The organism is Commensalibacter sp. M0133, assembly GCF_016101485.1.
Lineage (GTDB): Bacteria > Pseudomonadota > Alphaproteobacteria > Acetobacterales > Acetobacteraceae > Commensalibacter > Commensalibacter melissae.
In genome coordinates this window covers 256,309-281,121 of record NZ_JACFQI010000002.1, presented here as the reverse complement: position 1 = coordinate 281,121, position 24,813 = coordinate 256,309, and the positions used below count along the sequence as shown (strand labels likewise).

The window sequence follows — 24,813 nt, the reverse complement described above, 5'->3', positions numbered from 1 at the left end:
GCTATCATTTATGACTGACCCCATCAATGCCTTGACCCTGACAGATTCTATATTTTTTAATCCACAGAAAACCCAGCTGGATCGGGATAAGACAGAAAAATCCATTCATCAGACCCTTTCTTCCATGGATGATGGAGAACTATTTCTTGAATATCGTGAAAGTGAAATGATAAGTATTGATGATGGAACCATCCGAACCGCGACAACAGATATCACTTCTGGATTTGGCCTACGATCAGTCTTGGATACTCAAACAGGATTTGCTTTTTCCAATGAATTAAGTGATAAAGCCTTAAAACGTGCCAGTGAAACTGTCAGCCAACTGAAATCAGATCATGAATCTATAATCAGTGATAAACCTGTCCTGACCAATCATCAGCTTTATCACCCTGACAACCCACTTCATCAAGGTAAATTTGCCGATCGGGCTCATTTGCTTCATGAAATTGATGCTTATGCCCGTTCAAAAAGTCCTCATGTCGTTCAGGTAAGCGCATCCCTATCGGCAGAATGGCAGGCCATTCAAATTATCCGGACCAGTCAGTTCCGTGTTGCTGACATCCGTCCCCTGGTTCGACTTAATGTTACCATCATAACAGAAAAAAATGGACGTCGAGAAATAGGTTCCTATGGGTGTGGTGGACGCTATGGTTATGATCATATTACACAGGAAAATATTTGGAAAAATGCTGTTCATGAAGCCTTGCATCAATCCCTAATCAATCAGGAAAGTAAATCTGCACCTGCCGGTGAAATGGATGTCGTTCTCGGGTCTGGATGGCCTGGTATTTTGTTACATGAGGCTATCGGCCACGGATTAGAAGGTGATTTCAATCGCAAGGGAACCTCTGCTTTTGCCGGTTTAATGGGTAAAAGAATTGCAGCTCCAGGGGTTAATGTCGTTGATGACGGCACCCTCTCTGAACGACGGGGAAGTCTTAATATTGATGATGAGGGAACTCCAACTCAACGGACAAACCTGATCGAGGATGGCATTTTGACAGGATTACTTTATGACCGTTTGAACGCCCGTCTGATGAATAAACCATCAACGGGAAATGGACGTAGAGAATCTTTTGCCTGTGCGCCAATTCCTCGTATGACCAATACATTTATGCTGGCTGGAAAAGATACGTTGGACGATATGATTAAAAGCACCAAAAAAGGTCTTTACGCTGTCAATTTTGGCGGTGGTCAGGTTGATATTACCTCTGGTAAATTTGTCTTCTCTACTTCAGAGGCGTATCTGATAGAAAATGGAAAGGTCACCCATCCAGTTAAAGGGGCCACCCTGATTGGAAATGGTCCAGATGCCCTTACCAAAATCACAATGATTGGCAATAAAGTTGAATTAGATAAAGGGGTGGGAACTTGCGGCAAGGCTGGTCAAGGCGTACCGGTTGGAGTTGGACAGCCATCCCTTAAACTTTCCGGCCTGACCGTCGGGGGAACAGATTTCTAATTTTTGTCAATACAAACGTAACTGATCCTTATACCCCAAGGATCAGGAAATCATCTCTCCTCCTGTATTTTATCACCGATCTTTATCTATATAATATCCTCTATCAATATCTGTCCCCTTGTCAGATCAAGTAAACGCCGCTTCAAAGCCAAATACTGTTCTTCAGGCACAACAAGATGACACTCCACATCCATGGATTCAAAATTTTCCATGGCAATTTCTGCTCGATATTCTCCAATACGGACTTTTACCAAAGCATAATCTGAAAAAGAACAGACAATTATAATTTCTTTTTTAGGAATATATAATTTGGAGGAAGACTGACGTAAACATTCAGCCGCAGTTCCACTATAGGCCCGAATAAGACCGCCTGCGCCTAGCTTAATACCGCCAAACCATCGAATAACTATTACTAGTGTACAATCAAAATTCTGTCTTTCTATAACTTGTAAAATGGGTCGCCCCGCTGTTCCGGAAGGTTCACCATCATCATTGCTTTTATAATTTTGTCCTATACGATAAGCCCAGCAATTATGTGTTGCCTCTGGTATTTTTAATCGTTGCAACCATTCCCCAACCTGCATTTCTGTATAGACGGGCACAGCATGTGCCAAAAATATACTTTTTCGAATTTCTTGCTGAAACTGATAAGGGGCGGTTAACGTATAAATCAGATTGTTTGCTATCATTAATTCATTCAGAAATTATGTTTTTATGTAATAAAGCAATGTTTGAGAATACATTTTACTAACAATTCCCATATAATTCATTCCAAAAAAGCCATTTTCGCCTTTTTTCGTACAAAAAAACAATATTTTTACATATTTTTATAGTTTACTTTACCAAGTCGTTATAAAATAAAATAAATTTGCCTTTAAACTTGGAGCTGCTTCTATGAAAATAGTGCAATACCTATTATTTAGTCTTTTCCTTTCCTTTGGAATAATATCTATACCAAATACCCACGCGCAAGAAGCAGCCAACTCTCTTATTTCCTCATCAACCCCTTCAAATACACCTGTTTTTCTCAATATTCCCGATACAACAACTCAACCAATTTTAAATAAGCTTATAAAACAATTGGGAAATATTAATAAAAGCTTACAAAACCTTCAGCATTCTGAAGATTTTACACAATTCAAAAATCTGCTGAATCAAGCGCGATCCATATCCACCTCGGCAGATGCGATTGTAACTGATTTGACCCCTCGTCTGAAGGGATATAATCAGGCTTTAAAGCTACTGGATAACGTTATCCAAAATACAGGAAGTGATAAAAATAAAGATGATATTAAAAATTTAAATGATCGACAAAAATCCTTTATTCAAAATAGAAATGATCTTAGCGCAAAAATTCAGCAGGCAACAATCATATCCTTGGAAGCCAATAGTCAGGTTGCACAAATTCAGCAGGCTTTATCCAAGATTCAACAGGTGCAGTTATTTACCCGCATATCCTCCCCCCTAGGTTATAATTTTTGGCATGAAATTGCCATTCATTACGATGATGACAGTTCCCGCATAAATAAACTATATTCTGATTTTGGCAGTTTATTCACCAAAACATGGCAAGATGGCTGGGGAAGCCGTCTTACAATGCTTGCAGGTTTTCTTGGCGCTATTCTGTTAATTTTCATCCTACGTCCTCTTATTGAAAAGGGACTGGTACAGTTCACAGAAAAATTCATTCCCCCCACACGTCTTAGACGCAGTTTAATGACGCTGTGTTCAGCAATAATAGCCTCTCTTACCGCAGGATTATCTGCCACACTCATTTTGGTAACCATTAATAACCACAATACGATCAGCCCACAAGCCTATGCTTTTGCACAAAACATAATTCACCAACTTTATTTTTGCGGTTTCATCTTTGGACTTTATCGAGGTTTCCTTGCTGTAAAAAATCCACAATGGCGGTTATTGCCCATTGGTGATGAAGTTGCGCATTCAATCAATATTCTACCCAATATTTATATGGCCATTATCCTGCTTCTTGGAATTGTCCGTTATATCAATAATGTTAGTGGTGTAAGTATTATAGCACAGCAATTATGCAATGGTTTTTTTGCCTGTGTCGCCTCAATCCTTTTTTTATCCATTCCCATAAAGCTTCGCGAAGTAGGTCAGAAAAGAATCAAACTTCATTCAGCACAAAATAATCAAAGTCCGGATATCACACTTCTTGTCGTTGCAATCGGGCTCCCATTATTCTGTATCATCTCTATTGTTGCCATCCTAACAGGATACATCCATTTGGGTTATTCAATGTGTGTATGGCTTAACTGGGTAATTCTGGTTTTCAGTACTTTAAGTCTTTTAAGAATACTTTTGAATGATATAACAAACCTCATCTTTGATCCGGATCGCTGGCTGGGTAAAAAAATACAGCTTTTAGGCATAAAACCTCAAAGCATGGAACAATTATCAACCATCATTACCGGTGTCATCACACTAACAACTGTCATTCTGACAATTGTTTCCATTATTTCCCCCGGTAATTTTGATCTGGTCGTCTTCATCCAACATTTAACAACCACCCTAACCAACCAAAAAATAGGTAACTTTACATTTTCCTTTTCAACAATCGCCGAGGCAATCTTGGTATTTTTCATTGGTATATATTGTATAAGAATTGTCAGAAACTGGTTAAATAAAAACTTCTTCCCAAAAACCAGTCTGGATAATGCAACCTGTAATTCAATTGATACAATTTTCAATTATTGCTGTTGGGTCGTTGTCGCCATTATTGATTTATCCATCCTTGGGGTAACAACCCAAAACATTACCTGGATTGTCAGCGCTCTTTCTGTCGGTATTGGTTTCGGTTTACAAGCCATTGTCCAGAATTTTGTTTCCGGTCTTATCCTTCTCGCTGAAAGACCCGTCCGCATAGGGGATACGGTTATCATAAATGGTGTTAAAGGAGTGGTAATGAGCATCAAAGTAAGAGCTACCGAAATTCGTTTGTCAGATTTTTCAACCCTAATTGTTCCAAATTCACAAATTATCACATCTTCTGTTCAGAATGCCACCCGTGGACGTCATATGGGTCTGGTTTCATTTAAATTACCTGTAATTACCATTCAACAATTGGATCAAACACGTACGTTAATCATGAAAATCATGGAAAAACAAAAAGATGTTCTAGATGATCCAAAACCCTATATATGGGTTGATAACATTACAGAAAGCTCTTTAGTCATGACCATTGTTTGTTATACAAATTATCTGGCAAATACAGATGCAGTAAGAAATAACATCTTATCTGAATATCTAAATAATATAAATCAGCTATCCAATAACAAATCTTCCTCAGAAAAAGGTGGAAAATAGACAATTTACATAAATATTAATAACTTAACATTAAGAAAAATTTAAAAAAATAATTAATTTTTTGATATTATTATAGTATTATTTTTATTTTTCTAAAAGAAGTTATTTAAATATGAAAATTTGTCTCGCTTTATTTCTTAAAAATGAAAATCCAAACATTTTATCATGGATTTCTTGGCATCTTGCTATCGGTATCGATAAATTTTTTATTTATGATGATCATTCAACAGATGGCACTTATGAAATATTAAAAACTGTTTCTAATATATATAACATTGAAATTGAACTAACAAATCCTGCTAATATGCCTTATTTTTATGATCGACAAGCTAATGCATTCGAAGACGCTTGTCGAAAAGCATTGGATCAAGAATATGACTGGATTGGATTTTTAGATGCCGATGAATATGTATCACTAGAACACGACCTATCTATACAGGATTTTCTTGAAAAATTTTCAAACTATAATGGTGTTTCTTTAAATTGGAGAATTTATGGAAACTCTGACAGAGTTTTAAAAAGCAAGATTCCTACTTACGAAGCTTATACTAAGCACTGTGATAAAAACTTTTCTGATACATTATTAACAAAATGTTTTATAAGGCCTAAAGATTATTCATTTGAATATACAAATCCCCATCATTTTAAAACAGTCCCACAAAATTATGCAAATGCATATGGAGAATCTATTCAAGATAAACGTGCGGATAGTGATACTGTTATTTGGAATAATGCATGCATCAACCATTATATTAATCGATCAATGGAAGACTATATAATTAGAATTCAAAATCGTTTAAATACAGATTTAATAAATTCAGAAGGTCGATGGAAACATTTCAATAGAAATGATATAGAACATCAGGAAAGAAAAGATTTTATAAAAAAAGCCAACGAAATATTAGTAACCCTTAAACAAGAATGTGTATATCGTTATATATTTGAAATTACGGGATCTTTTAACAAGAAAAAATCCAACAACAAACAAACAAGTTGTTTTAGCCTTTGCTCAACAAAAGAACGGTATCTAGCTTTACATATGCGAGAAGGATATTTATTTAATTTTGAAGATATTCAAAATATGATACCAATATACGGTATTATATATAATCATAAACCAAATTTGATTTATCTATTTTATAAAGAAAGTAATTCTATATCCACTATTCCTTTCATTATTAAATTTTTAAATAAATTTTCCTCTACCTATCAATTTTCAATTCAACCAGTTAATGATACACCATATTACTCATTACAAACACCTTATTCTAAAAAATTTATGTCATTAAATCCTGAATCAGGTTTTTTTGGAGATGTAGACGCCAACAGAAACATTTGTAAGGAATGGGAATACCTTCAACTGAAATCAAAGGATTTAGAAATTAATTTCAATGTTTCACCTGATTCTGTACATGATCTATACAGTTTTTATAATTACTTATATCAAAATAGTGAAGATATAACCTATGCAGATTTTATCTTGGCATATAATCTTTTATCCAAAAAAGAACAATCTAAAATACATATACAAAATGTTGGAAAAATTATAAGTTGGCTATAAAATAATTATTTTCAACTTCAGCCAATATATAGTTTCCTTATATTTAATATAATAAGTTATTAAATAATTATTTAAGATTTCATGTCTAAATTCAAAATATCGCAGACCCTTTTTTTCAACTCTGGTAAAACTTCCGTTTCAAAAAAAGGGTTCTTTTTTGCCCAAATTCTTGTCCGCCATGAAGGATGAGGAAGAGGCAAAAAATTAGGTAAATAATCCCGAAAATTCTTAACTCGTTCTGTTAGGCTTCCTTTTCCCAAGACATAATTTTGTGCATAAGATCCAACCAGAAGGGTTAATTCAATATCAGGCAATAATTTCAAAAGTTTGGCTCTCCATTGTGGCGCACATTCTTTACGAGGAGGTAAGTCCCCACCTCTTTCATAACTGCCTGGATAACAAAATCCCATTGGAATAATTGAGATCAATTGATCATTATAAAATAAGGATCGGTTAATTCCCATCCATTCACGCAAACGATCCCCCGAAGGATCGTTAAACGTTATTCCCGTTTCATGTGCACGTGTACCCGGAGCCTGTCCAGTGATTAACAACCGCACTTTAGACGAACCAACCTGCAAAATGGGTTTTGGACCCAAAGGTAAATCCCTGCAGATATGACAAGCCCGAACCTCTTTCAAAAGACGGTTTAAAGAGTCAGTCATTCTTTTCCCTTATTTCTGATAGGCGTTTAATAAATAATTGACAAATTCGGGAACCAATTCTGTTGCTGAACCTTGCCAGGATTCATCAAAATTTGATGTGCCCATAGAATGTTCCAGATTTAACTCGATTGTTTTCGCTCGCCCCTGTACTTCGTTTACAAACCCAGCAGCTGGATAGACTACACCGGAAGTACCAATGGCGACAAATAAGTTACAATCTGATAATGCCCTTCCAATTTCTTGCATATAATAAGGCATTTCCCCAAACCATACAATATCTGGCCGTAATGTCACAGCATGACAATATGGACAAGATGTATATGGAAAACATGACTTATGCCATTCCATACGTCGATCACATGTTGTGCATCTTATCTTGTACAATTCTCCATGCATATGATAAAGAAAACGGTTCCCGGCACGTTCATGTAAATCATCAATATTTTGCGTTATTAAAACCAATTCAGCTTCAATTTCTTTTTTCAAGACAGCCTGTTCAAGTTTCGCCAAGGCAATATGAGCGGCATTGGGTAAATATTTAGGCAAATTCGAACGTAACTGATTATAAAATTCATGTAATTTTTCAGGATTTTTCTTAAATCCTTCCAAGGTGCAAACTTCTTCCATATTATATTTCGCCCAGATGCCATTAGCATCACGAAACGTATCAAGACCCGATTCCTGACTGATCCCGGCTCCAGTTAAAACAACAATTTTATTCATTGCTCGATACTTCTTATAACATTTAATTCATAAAATTATTTTATGGTAAAAATAAACAAGTTTGATTAATTACGCTATATAAACCTAAATATCTTATATTTTAAAATATTATGTTATACTTAATTAAATAGTATTCTATAACTTAGTATAATGACCTTTTAAATTTGAGATTTATCTAAATGAATTTAAATATTTTTAAACAATCTAATAAAATCGCTGTTCTTACTGGAGCAACCGGGGGGTTGGGCAAAAAACTTGTTTCTTACCTTTTAGAAGAACATTACAAAATTATTATGATTGCAAGAAATCTTGCGCAATTAGAACAAATTTCTCTCCATTATGGAGATAAAGTCATTATTCGTATTTGCGATATTTCTCATCTTAATGAAATACAGTATTTATGTGAGGATATTAAAAAACAATTCCATCACATTAATGCCTTAATCCATTGTGCAGGAAATATTTATCCAGGTTCGTTTTCAAATTTAAGTGATCAATTAATACTTAACCAACTTCAGGTAAATCTTAATGGAGCCATTTTTTTGACCAAGGGCTTACTTCCGCTTATGCGTAAAAAAAGCTCAATTGTTTTTATAAATTCATTGGGAGGTATTTTCCCCCTAAAAGACAGCGCATTATATTCTGCCAGTAAATATGGTTTACGTGGATTTGCCTTGGCGTTAGCCATGGAGCTCCGTCCCCGGAAAATATATGTTTCATCCATTTTTCCTGGCGCCATTGACACGCAAATGCTTCATAATGAAATGCAAAATGGGGGGTCTTTGCTTAATTTCTGCTCTCCACCTCTTGAACCCGAAATTGTCTGTAAAACAATTATGAAAGCCCTCAAGAAAAAAGGATTGGAATATTACATTCCCAAATGGTCAGGATTGCAAACTAAACTTTTGATGCTAAAACCATATTTTATCCTACGATTAATGCCTTTTGTGGAAAAGTTTTGTGAAAAAAGAAAAAAAAACTGGCAGAAAAATAACCTACATTCATAAGATCAATAAATTTATTGCGTGACGTATTTGAACCTTTTAAAACATGAATGGTTTATGTTAAATTTATTAATGATTGTTAGAAATGAGCAACGCACCTAATCAAACAGATTTCACACCACCCACCAATATAGATTTAAAAAAATATATTCGTACTATTCCTAACTATCCTCATGAAGGCATATTATTTTACGATATCTCCACGCTTCTACGCAATGCTGATGCCTGGCAGATTGCTTCTGCACGTATGGCACATGGAATTGCAGCTTGGCAACCCGATCTAATTGCCGGAATTGAATCAAGAGGATTTGTTAGTGCATCACCCCTTGCAACAGCATTAGGCTGTGGAATGATAATGATTCGTAAACCCGGAAAATTACCTGGAAAAACGATTTCAATTGATTACGATTTGGAATATGGACAAAATTGTATCCATATTCAGGAAGATGCAATCAAGCCCGGACAGCGCGTTGTTATTATTGACGACTTGCTCGCAACTGGTGGAACGTTGCAGGCCGCTATTAAACTTTTACGTAAAACTGGTGCCAATATCATCGGAGCAGCTGCCTTAATTGAACTAAAAAATTTAAAGGGACGCGAAAAAATTGACGTCCCCTTATTTTCAGCAATCACTTATAATGAATAAAGCTTCAATTATTTTCGGCTTTGTTTTTCTCAATAAAATGTTCCAGCCAATGTATGGTATAGTCACCTTTCTGGAACTCTTTATCTGCCAATATTTTCTGCTGTAATGGAATGGTTGTTTTTACACCTGTCACAACCATTTCCTCCAATGCTCTTTGCATTCTTGCAATTGCGGTTGCCCTGTCATGTCCATAGGCAATTAATTTGGCAATCATACTATCATAATATGGTGGAATAGTATAACCAACATATAAAGCGCTATCCAAACGAACCCCCAGTCCACCTGGAGAATGAAAAACTTCGATTTTTCCAGGATTGGGTACAAAATTTTCAGGGTCCTCGGCATTAATACGGCATTCTATTGCATGTCCTTTAAACTGAATGTCTTTTTGGCTTAATTTTAATTTTTCTCCTGCAGCCACACGAATTTGCTCTGCAACAAGATCAACATCGGTAACCAGTTCGGTAACAGGATGTTCAACCTGTAAACGCGTATTCATCTCAATAAAACAAAATTGTCCATCCTGATAAAGAAATTCAAGCGTACCGGCATTTTTATATTCCAATTGCTGCATGGCATGGGTGGCAACTTTACCAATAAAATCACGTTCCTTTACAGTTAGACAGGGAGACAAAGCTTCTTCCAACACTTTTTGATGCCGTCTCTGCAAAGAACAGTCCCGCTCACCCAAAAATAAGACATTACCATGTTGATCGCCAATAATCTGAACTTCTATATGACGAGGTTTATCCAAATATTTTTCCATATAAACTTCGTCATTACCAAAAGCCATTTTTGCTTCAGCCCTTGCAACCTGCCACGCCTCTTCCAGCTCTGTTTCTGTAGAGGCAACTTTCATGCCGCGACCTCCACCCCCAGCAGAAGCTTTGATCAAAACTGGATAACCAATCTTATTTGCAACCTCTTTTGCTGTAGCAAGATCTGACAAAGCCCCATCTGAACCTGGAACCAGAGGAACATTGAATTTCTTCATGGTTGTTTTGGCCTGGATCTTATCACCCATCATACGAATATGCTGGGCAGAAGGACCAATAAAAACAAACCCATGCTCTTCAACCAGTTCGGCAAAATCTGCATTCTCGGAAAGAAAACCATAACCAGGATGAATTGCTTCGGCTCCTGTGATGGCTGCTGCAGATAAAATTGCCCTCTTATTCAAATAACTGTCTGTGACTGAAGGGGGACCAATACATACGCTTTCATCTGCCAAACGCACATGCATTGCATCTGTATCCGCAGTTGAATGCACAGCAACGGTTTTAATGCCCATTTCACGACATGCCCGTAAAATACGAAGAGCAATTTCTCCACGATTCGCAATTAAAATCTTTGAAAACATTTTATTCAATTACCGCCAGAACCTCACCATATTCTACTGGATCACCGGAATTAACAAGCATACGCGTCAATTTTCCTGATTTATGGGCACGAATTTGATTAAACGTTTTCATCGCTTCAATAAGCATGATGATCTGTCCAGACTGAACCTCTTGTCCAACAGTTACAAAAGGGGGGGCAGAAGGTTCCGGCGTTAAATAGGCCACACCAATCATTGGACTTAGCAGCGCGCCAGGATGTTTAGAGAGATCTTCTTCCTGTTTGGCATCATCATTATTAACCGTTACAGGCACAGGCGCGGAATTCATGACAGGAGCCATGGAAACGGGAGCTGTTACTGGACTTGCGTTAACGGTAATATTCTTTACGACGCGAATATGCTGATCCTTTTCGGAAACCTCGATTTCTGTTAACCCTGTTTCAGTTAAAATATCAGCCAATTTACGAATAACTTCTACATCTACGAGCATTTTGCTCATCAACTATCCTCTTCCAATATAAGATTTGCCAACGCAGCCAAGGCCAAGGCATAACCCTGAATACCCAATCCACAGATTACCCCTGTCGCCGCATGAGAAACATAAGAATGATGCCGAAATGATTCCCGGCGGTAAATATTTGATATATGTACCTCTATAACAGGTAAATCAACTGCCAGTAAAGCATCTAAAATTGCTATAGAAGTATGACTATATGCTCCTGCATTAATGATAATTCCCTTTGCTTTTCCCCTACACTCCTGAATCCAGGAAACAAGTTCCCCCTCATCATTGGATTGGCGAAAATCAATTGCTATTTCGAGCTGTTCTGCATTTTGAATACAGATTTGTTCTACATCATCCAAAGTTGCATGACCATACACATTTGGCTGACGCATTCCTAACATATTTAAATTAGGACCATTCAAAACATATACGAGGGGCAATTCCATCACTAGTTATTCATGCCTTTAATCAGGTTTAACACTATATGAATTTAAAAAGCCTCTCTTATAAACAGTCAACAAATTAATTAAATTTTCTCTTAATTTTTTGATAAACTATGTCTATTTATATCATTTCAGCCAGAAACAATAGATTAAACAAATTATTTGCCATATGTGCGTCAATTGTATTAGCGTAAAGTTACAAAAGCAAATCTTTTCATTTTTTTGCCATTTTTTTTCTCTAGCTTTTAACATGGTTTATATTAACTTAAAGGAATTATGGCAGTTTTCTTAATCATTATGATTAAAAAACGCTATAATAAACAGGGTATATGAAACGTCGAAATAAATTACTGGCTTTGTCACTTGTTATCGGATTAAATGTTCAATCCATGCAAGTATATGCTAACTCCGGTTCTCATAAGATCACCTCTCACAGGATTCGAAAATTAAAGAAAAGAGTGATGCCCTACACTCTTCACAAAAATAGACATCCTGCAGACATGATCATCAGTACAGATGAAACAGCTTTTCAAAGCGGTATTGCCAGCTGGTACGGTGGGCGACATACGCAAAGACGTAAAACAGCCTCTGGCTCAACATTCAACAACCAGAATTTTACCGCAGCTCATCCTACCCTTCCTTTGGGAAGCAAAGTGTTGGTTAAATCAGAAGATACAGGGCACTCAGTCATCGTCACCATTAACGATCGTGGCCCTTTCGTAAAACATCGCATTATTGATCTATCAAAAGCTGCTGCAGCAAAAATTGGCATGTTAAGCCGGGGAACTGCCCATGTAACAATTAAACCCCTGAATAATATCGAAGTTGCTGAAACTCCCCAATAATTTTCTATGACTATGGTATCTTGTTAGAAGCCTCGCTTCTATCTAAGATATATCCTTCTATCTGGGCATTGAACTGAGCACCAACCAGAACAACATAGCAGGAAACCAGAAACCACATCATAACAGCAACCACGGTTCCCAATGGGCCGTAAGTACTTGTAAAATTTGCAAAATGGGCAACGTAATAAGAAAAAGAAAAGGCAGCCAACAACCATAAAATTGTGGCGATAAAAGCGCCTGGACATGTCCAGCGCCAATGCACGTTGGAACGGCAGGGCCCAAAACGGTAAAATAAAGCAAAAGTCCACGTTGCAAAAAGAAAAACAATAATGTTACTACTTATTCTCACCATATTGTAAGCTGGAAAGTAATCTGTAAGAATATTTAGAAATTGATATGGCAAAATATTCAAAATTGCCGGTAAAGCAACAATAACCGCAAGGGTCATAATCGTTCCCAAAATAGCGCAGAATGTCAAAACAACAGATAGAACCTGAAATTTCAAGAAACTCCGTGTCTCATGCGTATTATAGGCAACGTTTAGCCCCGTAACCAAACCCTTTGTCCCAATAGATGCAGACCAAAGAGCGAACAAAATGGAAACAACCAATTGTATTGTTAAAGTGGAATGGGTTTGCTCGACAATACTGTTAATCATTTCCTGTAAAAAAACATAAACATTCGGGGGGAAAAAATGTTGTAGAAATTCCAGTTGTGGCTCAACCGTTTGTGGATCAAAAACCAGCCCATAAATGGAAATCAAGCTACTTATAGAAGGAAATAGCGACAAGGTAGAAAAAAATGCGCAACCAGCTGCGACCAGCATATATGGACCATCAATTAGTGTATGAATGGTCGCCATTATAATTTTTATCCATCCGTGAAATGATATCTTTAAAGGGGAATGATGTTTTTCAACAAAAATATGAATTTCAGAAGACCGATCCAAGTCTCGCATTACTTCTTTTAAACCTCAATCAAATATTAAAAAATTATTCTAAAAATTTTATTCGTACCCATAAGAAATATGACTCTACAAAACCATGATGTAATGTAAATGATAGAGTAATATTATCCAACCCCGTCAATTCTATTAATCAATTCATGACATAAAAATAGAAATCTAAAATACTCTGTTAACTAATCCAATGAATATCAATTTTGTTTATATATAATCAATATAATATCAGATATGCAACAGTTGCATTGATTGTCTCATTTAATCAACGTGTCAGCAAAAATAAGGCCTGTTCCCCAAAAAAATTGGCCAAACGTATTGAACGTCGCCAGGGGGCCTTTTCCCCCTCGCCATGATCATCAATAGCCATCCACTGACTAATATGATATCCCTCTTGTTTACATAGTGATACAAAATCTGTTAAGGTACAGGGATGAATATTCGGAGTCTCAAACCAATGGGTTCCCCATACTTTTGTCATGGGCATATGTCCCTTAAGAAGCAGTTGCATTCTTACAGTCCAATGGCCAAAATTTGGAAATGAAACAATAGCATACCGTCCTATTCGCAACATTTGTTGCAAAACTTCACGTGGGCGATTAACCGCCTGTAGAGTCCTCGATAATACGACATAATCAAAACCATCCGTGGGATAATTCTGCAAGTCAAAATCTGCGTTTCCCTGAATTACAGATAAGCCTTTACTTACCGCCTTGGTAACACAGGACATATCCAACTCTATTCCTCGTGCATCACATTGATGATTACAGCACAGATAATCGATTAATGTACCATCACCACATCCAATATCCAGTATTGTTGAATTTTGCTGAATCATGTCAACAATACAACATTGATCAAGACGCATTATTTTCCAATTGCCTCTGTCTTTTAATTCCTGCCAGAAAACCGCTGATTACATGATCAAGATCCGGTTCATCCAACAAGAAGGCATCATGCCCTTTATCACTTACAATTTCAACAAAAGAAACCTTGGCTCCAACACGATTTAATGCCTTGACTATCACTCTTGACCGTGAAGTGGGAAAAAGCCAGTCAGAAGAAAAACTGATAACACAAAATCTGGATTTAACCTGTGAAAATGCCTTGACCAGATCCCCATCATAAGCTTGGGACAAATCAAACCAATCCATTGCCCGGGAGATTGTCACATAAGAATTTGCATCAAAACGTCTTACAAAATTCGATCCCTGATAATGCAAATAGCTTTCTACCTGGAACATTTCCCCGAAAATTGGTGACGAAGAATCTATCATTGTTTCTTGCAATCTCCGTCCAAATTTTCGGTTTAATGCATCTTCTGACAAATAGGTAATATGTGCCATCATACGTGCTACAGCCAACCCTCTGGATGGGATAACACCATATCGCCAATAATCTCCATTTTGCCAATCGGGGTCTGAAAATATGGCCTGTCTTCCCACTTCATTAAATGCAATATTCTGTGCCGAATGAAAAGACGAGGTGGCAATTGGTATAGCTGCATAAACTTGATCTGGATAGCTTACCGCCCATTGCAATGCCTGCATTCCTCCCATTGAACCACCGATAACGGCAAACAACTGATCAATTTTGAAATGATCAATTAGAAGTTTTTGGGCATTGACCATATCCCTAATGGTAATTGCAGGAAAGTCTATTCCCCAATAGCCTATTTTCTGATGATCTGTTCGTATGGAACGTGGTCCTGTCGTTCCCATGCAGCTTCCTAAAACATTACTACAAATTATAAAATATTTGTCTGTATCAATAGGTAGTCCAGGACCAACCATTCTGCTCCACCAACCAGGTTTCTTGCTGATCGGATTAATACCTGTAACATACTGATCGCCAGTTAAAGCATGACAAATCAAAATTGCATTATCCTTGGCTGATGACAACTTTCCATAAGTCTGATATGCAATTTCCAAGTGGTTTAGTTTTTGACCATTTTCCAAAACAAGTCCTTCAGTAAAAAGTAATTTCTGAATAGATTCATTTTGTGTTTCGTCAGCTGCAACCTGTTTAATCCCTGAAGTTACCATAAATAATACAGGTATCCTTTTTACTATAAAATATGAAAATCCATCCCAAAAATCATCTCTTTGCCATAAACTGCACTATCTTATATAATCATTTGAAATTAAAAAATGTTATCTCTGTATAAGTTAGGTTTTTTTAAAAGTTCATCTATTAATATCAAATATTCTTGTTTAGAAAAAGGCCTTAATAATTATGAATAAAAAACTTGTTGTATTTTGTATAATCAGTGCCTTTGCTTTTACTGTCCAATCCTCTTACGCAGTTTCCCATCATACGAAAAAAAACAGAAATTATCAAAATCCAAAATCAGGAAGAGTTGTTTTAACCCCCCAACCTGCGAACAATTTTTCAACAATTGCATATAACTTGAATAAAACCGATATTAATTTTGCTGTTCAACATGGTGAGAAACCGCTTATCCTTATTGGCAATGCAAACCTCTCCAGCACAAAAAAACCGCAAACTGTTCTATTTACCCAGTTACAATCCGCCAGTCTTTGTGGGTCTGGAGGCTGTACCACCACAGCCTATCTTAACCGTAACAATCATTGGGTAAAAATACTCGATTCTGTTACTGGCAATATTGAAATAAAAAAAACATCCCACAAGGGGATGCATGATTTGATAGTTGAAGGTTCAGATGTCTGGATATGGAATAAAACAACTTATGTTGAAAACCAACAGGGACCCAATCTAAATGGATTGAAAAAATCCATTCATAAATATCAAAAAAATAGACCTGAATAAGCGATATAAACACATTAACTATATATATCACCAAGAATGATCCTGATTAATAACTCCCGATAACCTTTTCGATTTCCTCTGGTTTATCATGGATGCCAAAACGGTCAATGATGGTCGCCGTGGCATCGTTCATTCCCTGAACCTCCACTTTTATACCACGTTGGCGAAAATGAATGACAACCTTATCCAATGCCATAACTGAACTTACATCCCAAAAATGCGCATGGGTTAGATCGACTGTAACATTCTTAATCTCTTCCTTGAGATCAAAGCTATTTATAAAACGATCAACCGTTACAAAGAATACATGACCATTCACCTTATAAATACGAGACTGATCTTTTTTTTCTAATTTAATCAGCATGAAATGTGAAACCTTGCTTGCGAAAACAAGAGAGGCAACCAGCACGCCTGTTAATACTCCATAGGCCAGATTATTTGTTCCAACCACAACACAGACCGTTAGAATCATGACAATATTGGTAGAAAGCGGATATTTTTTTAAATCAAGAATTGAACGCCAGGAAAAAGTACTAATAGAAACCATGATCATCACAGCCACCAAGGCGGCCATAGGAATCCGGGCCACCCATTCCTTTAAAAAAACAACAAGAATGAGCAAGAAAATACCAGCCACCAAGGTAGATAATCGTCCCCTTCCCCCGGACTTGATATTAATAACCGATTGACCAATCATGGCACATCCAGCCATACCCCCCAGAAAAGCAGTACAGATATTGGCAATTCCCTGCCCCTTACACTCACGATTTTTATCACTTGAAGTATCCGTGAATTCATCAACGATCGTTGCTGTCATCATGGTTTCAAGTAATCCGACCGCTGCCAGTCCAGCAGAATATGGTAAAATGATCATGAGGGTATGAAAGTTCAAAGGAATATCTGGAATAGCCAAAATTGGTAAAGAATCTGGCAATTTACCCATATCACCCACCGTTGGAATATTTAAACCATAACAGATTGAAATGGCGGTCATTATAATAATACATATCAAGGGAGACGGTATTAATTTTGTTAAATAAGGGAAAAGGTAAATAATTGCCAATCCACCACCAACAATCACGTAAACATGCCATGTCACATGCACTAATTGCGGAAGCTGTGCCATAAAAATCAAAATTGCCAACGCATTTACAAAACCAGTCATGACAGAATGGGAAACAAAACGCATTAATTCACCAAGTTTCAAATATCCGGCAATAATCTGAAAAATACCTGCAAGAATTGATGCAACGAGTAAATAACTCAATCCATGAGTCTTTACCAAAGGCCCCATCAGTAAAGCCATTGAACCCGTCGATGAGGATATCATTCCAGGACGTCCGCCAAATAACGAAATGACACAAGGAATGGCAAAGGCCGAATAAAGTCCTACACTCGGATCAACCCCAGCAATAATGGAAAAAGCAATTGACTCTGGTATCAGGGCCAATGCAACCACAACACCAGATAGAATATCCGCACGAATATTTCCTAACCAATCTTGTCGATTACAAGACAGCAACATATTATAATCCTATAAATATTTTTAAATTGAAAAATTAATCAATAACAGACTGATCGCATCAACCCTGTTCCTGTTTTTTTTAAAAAAACAGAAATAATAAAATTAGTTACACAATGCTAATTTAGGGCGGCGTTAAAACAAACATTCCGACTCAACAAAACAATAAGAATTTAATTTTAAAATCAATCAATCTAGTAACAAAAACTAATAATTTATAATTAAAAATATTCACAGAATCAATACGTAAACGCTTTTTCTATAAAAATGCCACTTTCAGAATAATAAAATATAAATATCTATATCAGAAAATAATTAATTTCTATTCACCATTTCTGGATTGGGAAAAAATTCACCATAACGCCATGAAGTATGAAAGATTTCTGGCTGTCCATCCCTTCTAATATACAAATCATATAAATTCCTATCGGAAGAAATATATTCACATATTTTACACATGACCTGGTAATTATCCTGTAACAGGTTAATCAATTTCTCCAGGTCATTATCAGGTTCCGTCAAATAACTGTTTATTTTGGCAAATAGACTTTCAGAAAGATTGATAAATCTTGGTAAGTCCAAATTATTCTGCCTATTGTTTTCAGAAAATTTCTTGGTTTTGAGTATGGAATTCACCTTATCATATTCCATATAAATTTTATGAATTTTATCCCATATAATCTTTGCGTTTTTAAAATCTCTCATTCCCTTATTCATGAAACAGGGGCAAATTGATCCAAAATAAAATACGGAATCAACAACATATTTAACAAAAATATAATACCAATTATCTTTTTGTTCGTACATTTTATCAAATACGTTACTATAAGCAATTACCAGATCTGATATGACCGAATTATAAAATGCCATAAGTTCTTTTATGTCTTGACCATTTTTTTCCTGTGCAAGGACATCAACTATAAACGTGTTTTCAATGCACATCAAATCTATACCACTTGAATAAACTGGATCCAAAAAAATGCATGCATCCCCTGTTAATGCCCAATGATTTTCAGAGATACAGGGCTGCGCAATAGATGCGTATTTTCTCAAATATTTAAAATCAAGGATGGAAAATTGTTTCTTCAGCAAATAATCATAAAAAACCCTTTCATGCGTTTTTAACCATTCAAAGGTTTTTTCCAAATCCGATAAACTGTCAAATTGATGAATATTCTCACTAAAACATATTCCCACACTGGTCGTATGATCAGAAAGCCGAAGCACCCAGATCCAATATCCCTTTCCATCAATATGTAAGGAACTGTAGCTTCTATCCATGCCATAAAAAGGGTTATCTTCTTCTGCCGGATAGATTTCATCTACCAGAACAGCCCCCTTGACTCTAAACCAGACTGAAGAATTGGGTAAATTACCTTTGCTTGATAAATTATACTTCCTGGAAATAACTTTTTTCCGTCCGGATGCATCAACAATCCAACGAGAATTAATGATTTTCTGGACTTTGCTCAATTCAACTACGTGGATTCTTTTAAAATGCCCCTCATCTTCAACATCAAGAAAACGCGTATTTTGTAAAATATCAATTTTATCTTGTAATAATGAAAAAAAATGATTTTCCAGTTTGCCACGTTTAAATTGATAGGAATTTTTTTGGGGAAAATTTCTAATTCCCATTTCTTTATAGAGTTCATCATTTGTATAAATAAACCGCATTCCCATTTTTATAAAATGTTCCCGACCTAGATATTCATCTCCCAGCAATTCCCTAAGATAATACCCACCCAAATCAATTGTTGCCTCTCCAACTTTGAAAGCTGTCTCTTCATTGGGAAATTTTGCATCATGAATAAGACAAATGGAAATATCAGGTATATCACGCAGCAATTGACTGGCCAATGTCAATCCGGCAAGTCCACCCCCAATTATAACCACATCATAATTTTTCACTATATCCCTCAACTTAATATTAAAGTAATTAATTGTTTTATTTATGATTAAGATAAAACAATAGTACTAAATTAGGTTGAATATCTAAACAATCAATTTTATAGATATTATATAGTTTAAAATAAATAATATTTCTTGGAGCGGATGAAGGGAATCGAACCCTCATGAACAGCTTGGGAAGCTGTCATTCTACCATTGAATTACACCCGCCAAAATATGAAAAATAATATTTCACATTAAAATAACCAAATTGAATAGAAAAATATATCTTTTTTGATAATTTTTAAAAAATAAAGAAATTACTAACCACTTTTCTTGCATTCCTCTATCATGAACGCTCCTTATGGTTATCAAAGAGAAATATTATGAACAAAACCTCTTCCCATCGCCTAGCCACTCGTTTACTTCATGATAATATTGAACGTTCTTCCTTTGCTGAAACATGTGAAGCTCTTTTTTTAACATCTGGGTTCATTTATGAAAGTGCAGAACAAGCAGAACGCACTTTCCAAAAAAAAGAAAGGCATTATCAATATAGCCGTGTTAATAACCCTACCATTACCAACCTTGAAAATCGACTTATTCATTTGGAAGAGGCTGAATGTTGTGTTGCCACCTCAACAGGAATGAGCGCAATTTTTGCTGCCTTATTTTCCAATTTGAAACATGGGGATCGTGTTATCGCATCTAAGGCGCTTTTTGGGTCAAGTTACTGGATTGTTGAAAATTTTTTACCAAAATTAGGAATCGAAACCGCTTTTGTTGAAGGCACGAATATTCAAGAATGGAAAAAAGCATTATCCAAACCTGCAGCAGCTGTTTTGATTGAAAGCCCTTCCAATCCAATGCTAGACATTTTGGATATTCGGCAAATTGCTGACTTGACCCATCAGGCAGGCGGAATATTGATTATTGACAATGTTTTTGCCACTCCATTATATCAAAAACCTTTGAAAATAGGGGCTGATCTTGTTGTCTATTCTTGTACAAAACATATGGATGGACAGGGGCGTGTCCTAGGAGGTGCTATTCTAGGTAGTAAAGACTTGCTTGAAACCGATATTATACCTTTTGTTCATAATACAGGACTTACAATTTCAGCTTTTGATGCGTGGATATTGCTGAAAGGTCTGGAAACTTTTCCACTTCGTATGGAAAAAATGACCGAAAATGCGAAAATCTGTGCAGAATTTATTGAAAAATCTGATGTTGTTAATCTTATTCGATATCCCGGATTACACTCACATCCTCAATATGGCCTTGCCTGCAAACAAATGGATGCGCCAGGTGCCATGATCGCCTTTGAAGTCAATGGGGGGAAAAAAGGTGCATTTACATTCATGAATGCCTTACAGCTCATATTAATTTGTAATAATCTTGGTGATAGTCGGAGTATTGTAACGCACCCGGCAACAACAACACATATGAAGGTCAGTCCAGAGGATCGTTTAAAACTCGGAATTACTGATGGCATTATCCGCTTTTCAGTAGGAATGGAGGATCCACAGGATTTACTTGTGGATCTGCAAAAAGGATTTGATAAATTAACAATTTTTTTGCAAAAACAAACAATAAATAAGTAATCTTTTAAATTGAAAATATATTAATTTTTTCCATATATTTTAATACTGAAGGAAAATATAATAAAATCGTGTAGTTTCATTTTAAACAAAACCGTTTAATTTTCCCTTTACAAAATTAATATATATCTTTTTATATTGTCCAAAATTACTTCATACCAAACAGAAACATTGAACAGTTTTACTGGTTTAAAAGATTTATAGAATATGACTGATAAAAAAACTTCCGCCCCCTCTCGTTCAGAAGCTGAAGAAGCGGTGCGTACCCTTATTCGCTGGGCTGGTGATGATCCGGATCGTGAGGGGTTAATAGATACGCCAAGCCGTGTTATAAATGCCTATGCCGAATTTTTTTCTGGCTATAAAGAAAACCCGAAAGAAATCCTTGGCCGAACATTTGAAGAAGTCGGTGGATATAAGGAAATTGTCCTTTTACGTGACATTCGCTTTGAAAGTCATTGCGAACACCATATGGTTCCAATTATTGGAAAGGCTCATGTTGCCTATTTACCCAATAACTATGTCGTCGGCATTTCCAAACTGGCCAGGATTGTAGAGGTTTTTGCCAAAAGATTACAAATTCAAGAAAGAATGACAGCGGAAATCGCCAATATAATCCAAGAGGTATTACAACCTAGAGGGGTCGCTGTAATCATTGAGGCCACTCATCAATGCATGACAACCAGAGGTGTGCATAACCCAAGTGTATCTATGGTTACATCAAAATTGCTTGGTGTTTTCCAACAGGATCAAAATGCAAGAGCAGAACTTTCAGCTTTATTAAATCGTTCTGTTTCATTTATGTAACTAATTGATCTCAATCGTTGAATGATCATCTAGAATACGACGTAAAATTTGTTGAACATCAGGATATTTCTCCGTGGAAATCACTTCACATAAATAACGCATTTGTCGTCGCGTCGTATAAAGCTGATCCAAAAGTTGCAGAACCAGAGACATTGAATCTTCTGCCACTCCTAAATGATCCCTTAATTCAAGAATTAATTTGGCCCTTGCCTCATCAATCTCCTTAAATAAATAATTTCCCTCTTTCTTTTCTGGCCTCAACCATTGATTATTTATCCAGTGATAGACATCATTGGCTGTTATTTCAGGTAAATTATAGCATAACATTTCAAGGGTTATCATTTTCTTTCCCTTTTACATTTTTTAGATTTAATTGGATTGATCAATGGATTTACGTAAAAACTCTTCCAAAGCGGGATCGACTTTACCAATCGTAATTTGTAAAGTTACATATAGATTCCCAGCCTCAAGATTTTTACGGGATGGGATACCCCGTCCACGTAACCTTAGTACAGTTCCGCTATCTGAATGAGCCGGCACATTTAACGCAACCTCACCGGTAGGGGTTGGAACAGTCAGCTTACCGCCCAAAACCGCTGTCTTTAGATCAACAGGCCACGTCATTCTTATATCCTGACCATCTCTTTTAAAATAGGCATGAGGCATTACCTGAATGGTAATCAAGGCATCCCCGGCAGAACCATTTTGAAAGCCAGGATCCCCTTTTCCGCGCAACCTTAAGGTCTGACCATCATCAATTCCAGGAGGGATTTTAACATCAAGTGTTCCTCCTTCAGGTAAGGTAATTCTCGATGTTGTACCATTAACTGCATCCAGAAAACTAATTTTCAGACTATAGCGTCGATCCTGCCCTTTCTGTGGACCTCTACTGGATCTTCCTTGAGAAAAACCCCGACCAGAGAAACCACCCCAGCCACCACCGCCAAACCGGTTCAATATATCCTGCAAATCATCCTCGGAAAATTGATTACCGTGCATTCCTTCACCCTGACTGTACCGAAATCCTTGCGCTCCATCAGCATAATGACGATATCCGGCACCTCCCCCCGGAAAGCCCTGTTCCTGACCATGAATGTCAATCTCACCACGATCAAAACGGGCCCTCTTTTCTGGATCTGAAAGCAATTCATTCGCAACGCTAATTGCTTTAAATTTATCCTCAGCCTCTTTATTTCCGGGATTTAGGTCAGGATGATATTTTTTGGCCAATTTTCGATACGCTTTACGTATCTCATCCTGACTGGCTGTTTTCGATATTCCCAAAATGGTATAAGGATCTAAACTCACTGCACTTTTCTCTTAATTTTCTATCATTATGGCTTTGAAATCGATTTCATCGGATAAAGTAATCAACAACGCCTCAAACACATCTGCTGGAATGCCTTTTGCAGCAGAGTTTCTTGCCACCTTAATTAATTGATCCCTTACAAATTCTTTTTCAAAATCAGTATTCTGTTTTTTATTATCATCCATAGTCTGGCAGTCCCAATAAACTTTGAAACCAAAATTTATTTTTTAAAAGTATAACCACATTTTCATTAAACTTGAAATCAAAATAGCTGATTATTTATAAAATACAGTTCATCAATATAATGTTCTATTATTTATGAATTATCTCCCCAAATTTTCCGATTTGACCGCGATGCCTTAACCAATGATCTGCCAAGACACAGGCAAGCATGGCCTCTCCAACTGGAACAGCCCGTATACCGACACAAGGATCATGTCGACCTTTGGTAATTACTTCAACAGATTCACCTTCTGAATTAATTGAGGGTTGAGGGACAAGAATTGAGCTTGTCGGTTTAACTGCAAAACGGACCACAATTGGTTGACCGCTGGAAATACCGCCCAGAATACCGCCCGCATGATTAGAGGCAAATGAAAGCTTACCATTTTCAAGATATATAGGATCAGCATTCTCTTCACCCCGTAGGGTTGCAGCGGCAAAGCCTTCACCGATTTCAACAGCTTTTACGGCATTGATACTCATCATGGCCTGGGCAATATCAGCGTCCAGTTTTCCATAAATTGGCGCCCCCAATCCTGCGGGAACCCCTTCGGCCACCACTTCAATCACCGCACCGATGGATGACCCAGCCTTACGGATTATGGATAATTCATTCCTCCAGATCTCGACCATTTGTGCATCGGGACAAAAAAATTCATTTTTTTTAACCTCGTCCCATGACCATCGGTCACGATTGATTTTTTTATCCCCAATCTGAATTAGGGCCCCACGAATAAAAATTGAATTTCCCAAAATCAAACGGGCAATCGCTCCAGCAGCAACACGCATGGCTGTTTCCCTGGCTGAAGATCTTCCTCCCCCTCGATAATCCCGTATACCATATTTCAAATCATAGGTAATATCTGCATGACCTGGACGGTAGGACTGAGCGATATTGGAATAATCCTTGGAACGCTGATTGGTGTTTTCAATCAATAATGATATAGGAGTGCCTGTCGTTTTACCTTCAAATACACCTGATAATATCTTCACCTGATCGGGCTCATTACGCGTGGTTGTAAATGAGGATTGTCCAGGTCTGCGTAAATCCAGCCAAGGTTGAATCAATTTCTCAGAAAGCGGAATCAAGGGAGGACACCCGTCAACAACACAACCGATTGCAGGCCCATGACTTTCCCCCCATGTCGTAACCCTGAACAAGCTTCCAAAACTATTACACGACACGTT

At 36.8% G+C, this 24,813-nt stretch carries 24 protein-coding genes and 1 tRNA gene; 9 read left to right on the top strand and 16 right to left on the bottom strand.

The genetic code is table 11. From position 1 onward, the window contains the following. Positions 1 to 10 precede the first annotated feature (10 nt). On the top strand, positions 11 to 1,462 hold the full coding sequence (tldD, locus tag H3T46_RS06210; protein WP_155568703.1) for a metalloprotease TldD: 1,452 nt from the start codon (positions 11 to 13) through the stop codon (positions 1,460 to 1,462). An 86-nt stretch (positions 1,463 to 1,548) separates the two neighbouring features. Here the strand turns inward: tldD and H3T46_RS06205 are convergent, their stop codons facing one another. Further along, positions 1,549 to 2,151 (bottom strand): YigZ family protein, encoded by a 603-nt coding sequence (locus H3T46_RS06205; RefSeq protein ID WP_198197900.1) that lies wholly within the window; start codon positions 2,149 to 2,151, stop codon positions 1,549 to 1,551. Between the two features lie 205 nt (positions 2,152 to 2,356). Between H3T46_RS06205 and H3T46_RS06200 the strand changes: the two genes are divergently transcribed. Then, positions 2,357 to 4,795, top strand: coding sequence for a DUF3772 domain-containing protein (locus H3T46_RS06200; protein WP_198197898.1), 2,439 nt, complete (start codon positions 2,357 to 2,359; stop codon positions 4,793 to 4,795). Between the two features lie 112 nt (positions 4,796 to 4,907). After that, positions 4,908 to 6,356: a glycosyltransferase family 2 protein gene (locus tag H3T46_RS06195; protein WP_110439260.1), complete on the top strand. Its 1,449-nt coding sequence runs from the start codon at positions 4,908 to 4,910 to the stop codon at positions 6,354 to 6,356. 71 nt (positions 6,357 to 6,427) lie between these two features. Here the strand turns inward: H3T46_RS06195 and H3T46_RS06190 are convergent, their stop codons facing one another. Together H3T46_RS06190 and H3T46_RS06185 are read right to left on the bottom strand one after the other, a co-directional pair. Beyond that, positions 6,428 to 7,021 carry a uracil-DNA glycosylase family protein gene (locus tag H3T46_RS06190; protein ID WP_155564785.1) on the bottom strand — a complete coding sequence of 198 codons (594 nt, stop codon included), beginning with the start codon at positions 7,019 to 7,021 and terminating at the stop codon, positions 6,428 to 6,430. Between the two features lie 9 nt (positions 7,022 to 7,030). Beyond that, a complete protein-coding gene (locus H3T46_RS06185; protein ID WP_155579879.1) occupies positions 7,031 to 7,744 on the bottom strand; it encodes an NAD-dependent deacylase in 714 nt (237 codons plus the stop codon). A gap of 179 nt (positions 7,745 to 7,923) precedes the next feature. Between H3T46_RS06185 and H3T46_RS06180 the strand changes: the two genes are divergently transcribed. Then, entirely contained in the window at positions 7,924 to 8,751 is an 828-nt protein-coding gene (locus H3T46_RS06180; protein WP_110439257.1) for an SDR family oxidoreductase, read from the top strand. Between the two features lie 82 nt (positions 8,752 to 8,833). Continuing rightward, the gene (locus H3T46_RS06175; RefSeq protein ID WP_110439256.1) at positions 8,834 to 9,394 is read left to right on the top strand and encodes an adenine phosphoribosyltransferase; all 561 of its coding nucleotides are present in this window, start codon (positions 8,834 to 8,836) and stop codon (positions 9,392 to 9,394) included. 4 nt (positions 9,395 to 9,398) lie between these two features. Here the strand turns inward: H3T46_RS06175 and accC are convergent, their stop codons facing one another. The 3 genes from accC to aroQ are packed head-to-tail and all read right to left on the bottom strand — an operon-like array spanning position 9,399 to position 11,684. After that, positions 9,399 to 10,754 carry an acetyl-CoA carboxylase biotin carboxylase subunit gene (gene accC / locus H3T46_RS06170; RefSeq protein ID WP_155566179.1) on the bottom strand — a complete coding sequence of 452 codons (1,356 nt, stop codon included), beginning with the start codon at positions 10,752 to 10,754 and terminating at the stop codon, positions 9,399 to 9,401. A 1-nt stretch (position 10,755) separates the two neighbouring features. Continuing rightward, entirely contained in the window at positions 10,756 to 11,232 is a 477-nt protein-coding gene (gene accB, locus H3T46_RS06165) for an acetyl-CoA carboxylase biotin carboxyl carrier protein (RefSeq protein ID WP_110439254.1), read from the bottom strand. Then, on the bottom strand, positions 11,232 to 11,684 hold the full coding sequence (gene aroQ / locus H3T46_RS06160) for a type II 3-dehydroquinate dehydratase (RefSeq protein ID WP_110439253.1): 453 nt from the start codon (positions 11,682 to 11,684) through the stop codon (positions 11,232 to 11,234). Before aroQ ends, accB begins: the two co-directional genes overlap by 1 nt. Positions 11,685 to 12,010: 326 nt before the next feature. Between aroQ and H3T46_RS06155 the strand changes: the two genes are divergently transcribed. Continuing rightward, the gene (locus tag H3T46_RS06155) at positions 12,011 to 12,526 is read left to right on the top strand and encodes a septal ring lytic transglycosylase RlpA family protein (RefSeq protein WP_196424188.1); all 516 of its coding nucleotides are present in this window, start codon (positions 12,011 to 12,013) and stop codon (positions 12,524 to 12,526) included. Between the two features lie 10 nt (positions 12,527 to 12,536). Here the strand turns inward: H3T46_RS06155 and H3T46_RS06150 are convergent, their stop codons facing one another. The 3 genes from H3T46_RS06150 to H3T46_RS06140 all read right to left on the bottom strand — a co-directional run bounded on the left by H3T46_RS06150 (position 12,537) and on the right by H3T46_RS06140 (position 15,529). Continuing rightward, on the bottom strand, positions 12,537 to 13,484 hold the full coding sequence (locus H3T46_RS06150; RefSeq protein ID WP_198197896.1) for a YihY/virulence factor BrkB family protein: 948 nt from the start codon (positions 13,482 to 13,484) through the stop codon (positions 12,537 to 12,539). Positions 13,485 to 13,749: 265 nt separating this feature from the next. Beyond that, positions 13,750 to 14,352, bottom strand: coding sequence for a methionine biosynthesis protein MetW (metW, locus tag H3T46_RS06145; RefSeq protein WP_122122823.1), 603 nt, complete (start codon positions 14,350 to 14,352; stop codon positions 13,750 to 13,752). Then, the gene (locus H3T46_RS06140) at positions 14,342 to 15,529 is read right to left on the bottom strand and encodes a homoserine O-acetyltransferase (protein WP_155579878.1); all 1,188 of its coding nucleotides are present in this window, start codon (positions 15,527 to 15,529) and stop codon (positions 14,342 to 14,344) included. The genes metW and H3T46_RS06140 overlap by 11 nt, the downstream gene beginning before the upstream one ends. 190 nt (positions 15,530 to 15,719) lie before the next feature. Here H3T46_RS06140 and H3T46_RS06135 point away from each other — a divergent pair, with 190 nt between their 5' ends. After that, complete coding sequence (locus H3T46_RS06135; protein WP_198197895.1) at positions 15,720 to 16,274, top strand: hypothetical protein; 555 nt, start codon at positions 15,720 to 15,722, stop codon at positions 16,272 to 16,274. A 46-nt stretch (positions 16,275 to 16,320) separates the two neighbouring features. Here the strand turns inward: H3T46_RS06135 and H3T46_RS06130 are convergent, their stop codons facing one another. The 3 genes from H3T46_RS06130 to H3T46_RS06120 form a co-directional block, all read right to left on the bottom strand. Beyond that, the gene (locus H3T46_RS06130) at positions 16,321 to 17,796 is read right to left on the bottom strand and encodes a SulP family inorganic anion transporter (protein WP_347401017.1); all 1,476 of its coding nucleotides are present in this window, start codon (positions 17,794 to 17,796) and stop codon (positions 16,321 to 16,323) included. A 315-nt stretch (positions 17,797 to 18,111) separates the two neighbouring features. Then, on the bottom strand, positions 18,112 to 19,707 hold the full coding sequence (locus H3T46_RS06125; RefSeq protein ID WP_198197891.1) for a lycopene cyclase family protein: 1,596 nt from the start codon (positions 19,705 to 19,707) through the stop codon (positions 18,112 to 18,114). A 136-nt stretch (positions 19,708 to 19,843) separates the two neighbouring features. Continuing rightward, a tRNA-Gly gene (locus H3T46_RS06120) sits at positions 19,844 to 19,917 on the bottom strand. Between the two features lie 155 nt (positions 19,918 to 20,072). Here H3T46_RS06120 and H3T46_RS06115 point away from each other — a divergent pair. Further along, positions 20,073 to 21,290, top strand: coding sequence for a PLP-dependent aspartate aminotransferase family protein (locus H3T46_RS06115; protein ID WP_198197889.1), 1,218 nt, complete (start codon positions 20,073 to 20,075; stop codon positions 21,288 to 21,290). Between the two features lie 204 nt (positions 21,291 to 21,494). Beyond that, a complete protein-coding gene (folE, locus tag H3T46_RS06110) occupies positions 21,495 to 22,094 on the top strand; it encodes a GTP cyclohydrolase I FolE (protein ID WP_155564777.1) in 600 nt (199 codons plus the stop codon). Here folE and H3T46_RS06105 read toward each other — a convergent pair whose 3' ends face one another. The 4 genes from H3T46_RS06105 to aroC all read right to left on the bottom strand — a co-directional run bounded on the left by H3T46_RS06105 (position 22,095) and on the right by aroC (position 24,810). Further along, positions 22,095 to 22,436, bottom strand: coding sequence for a hypothetical protein (locus H3T46_RS06105; RefSeq protein WP_110439244.1), 342 nt, complete (start codon positions 22,434 to 22,436; stop codon positions 22,095 to 22,097). Between the two features lie 27 nt (positions 22,437 to 22,463). Then, complete coding sequence (locus tag H3T46_RS06100; protein WP_198197886.1) at positions 22,464 to 23,402, bottom strand: DnaJ C-terminal domain-containing protein; 939 nt, start codon at positions 23,400 to 23,402, stop codon at positions 22,464 to 22,466. Between the two features lie 12 nt (positions 23,403 to 23,414). Further along, positions 23,415 to 23,588 (bottom strand): hypothetical protein, encoded by a 174-nt coding sequence (locus H3T46_RS06095; protein ID WP_155564776.1) that lies wholly within the window; start codon positions 23,586 to 23,588, stop codon positions 23,415 to 23,417. Between the two features lie 127 nt (positions 23,589 to 23,715). Further along, entirely contained in the window at positions 23,716 to 24,810 is a 1,095-nt protein-coding gene (aroC, locus tag H3T46_RS06090) for a chorismate synthase (RefSeq protein ID WP_110439242.1), read from the bottom strand. Positions 24,811 to 24,813 lie beyond the last annotated feature (3 nt).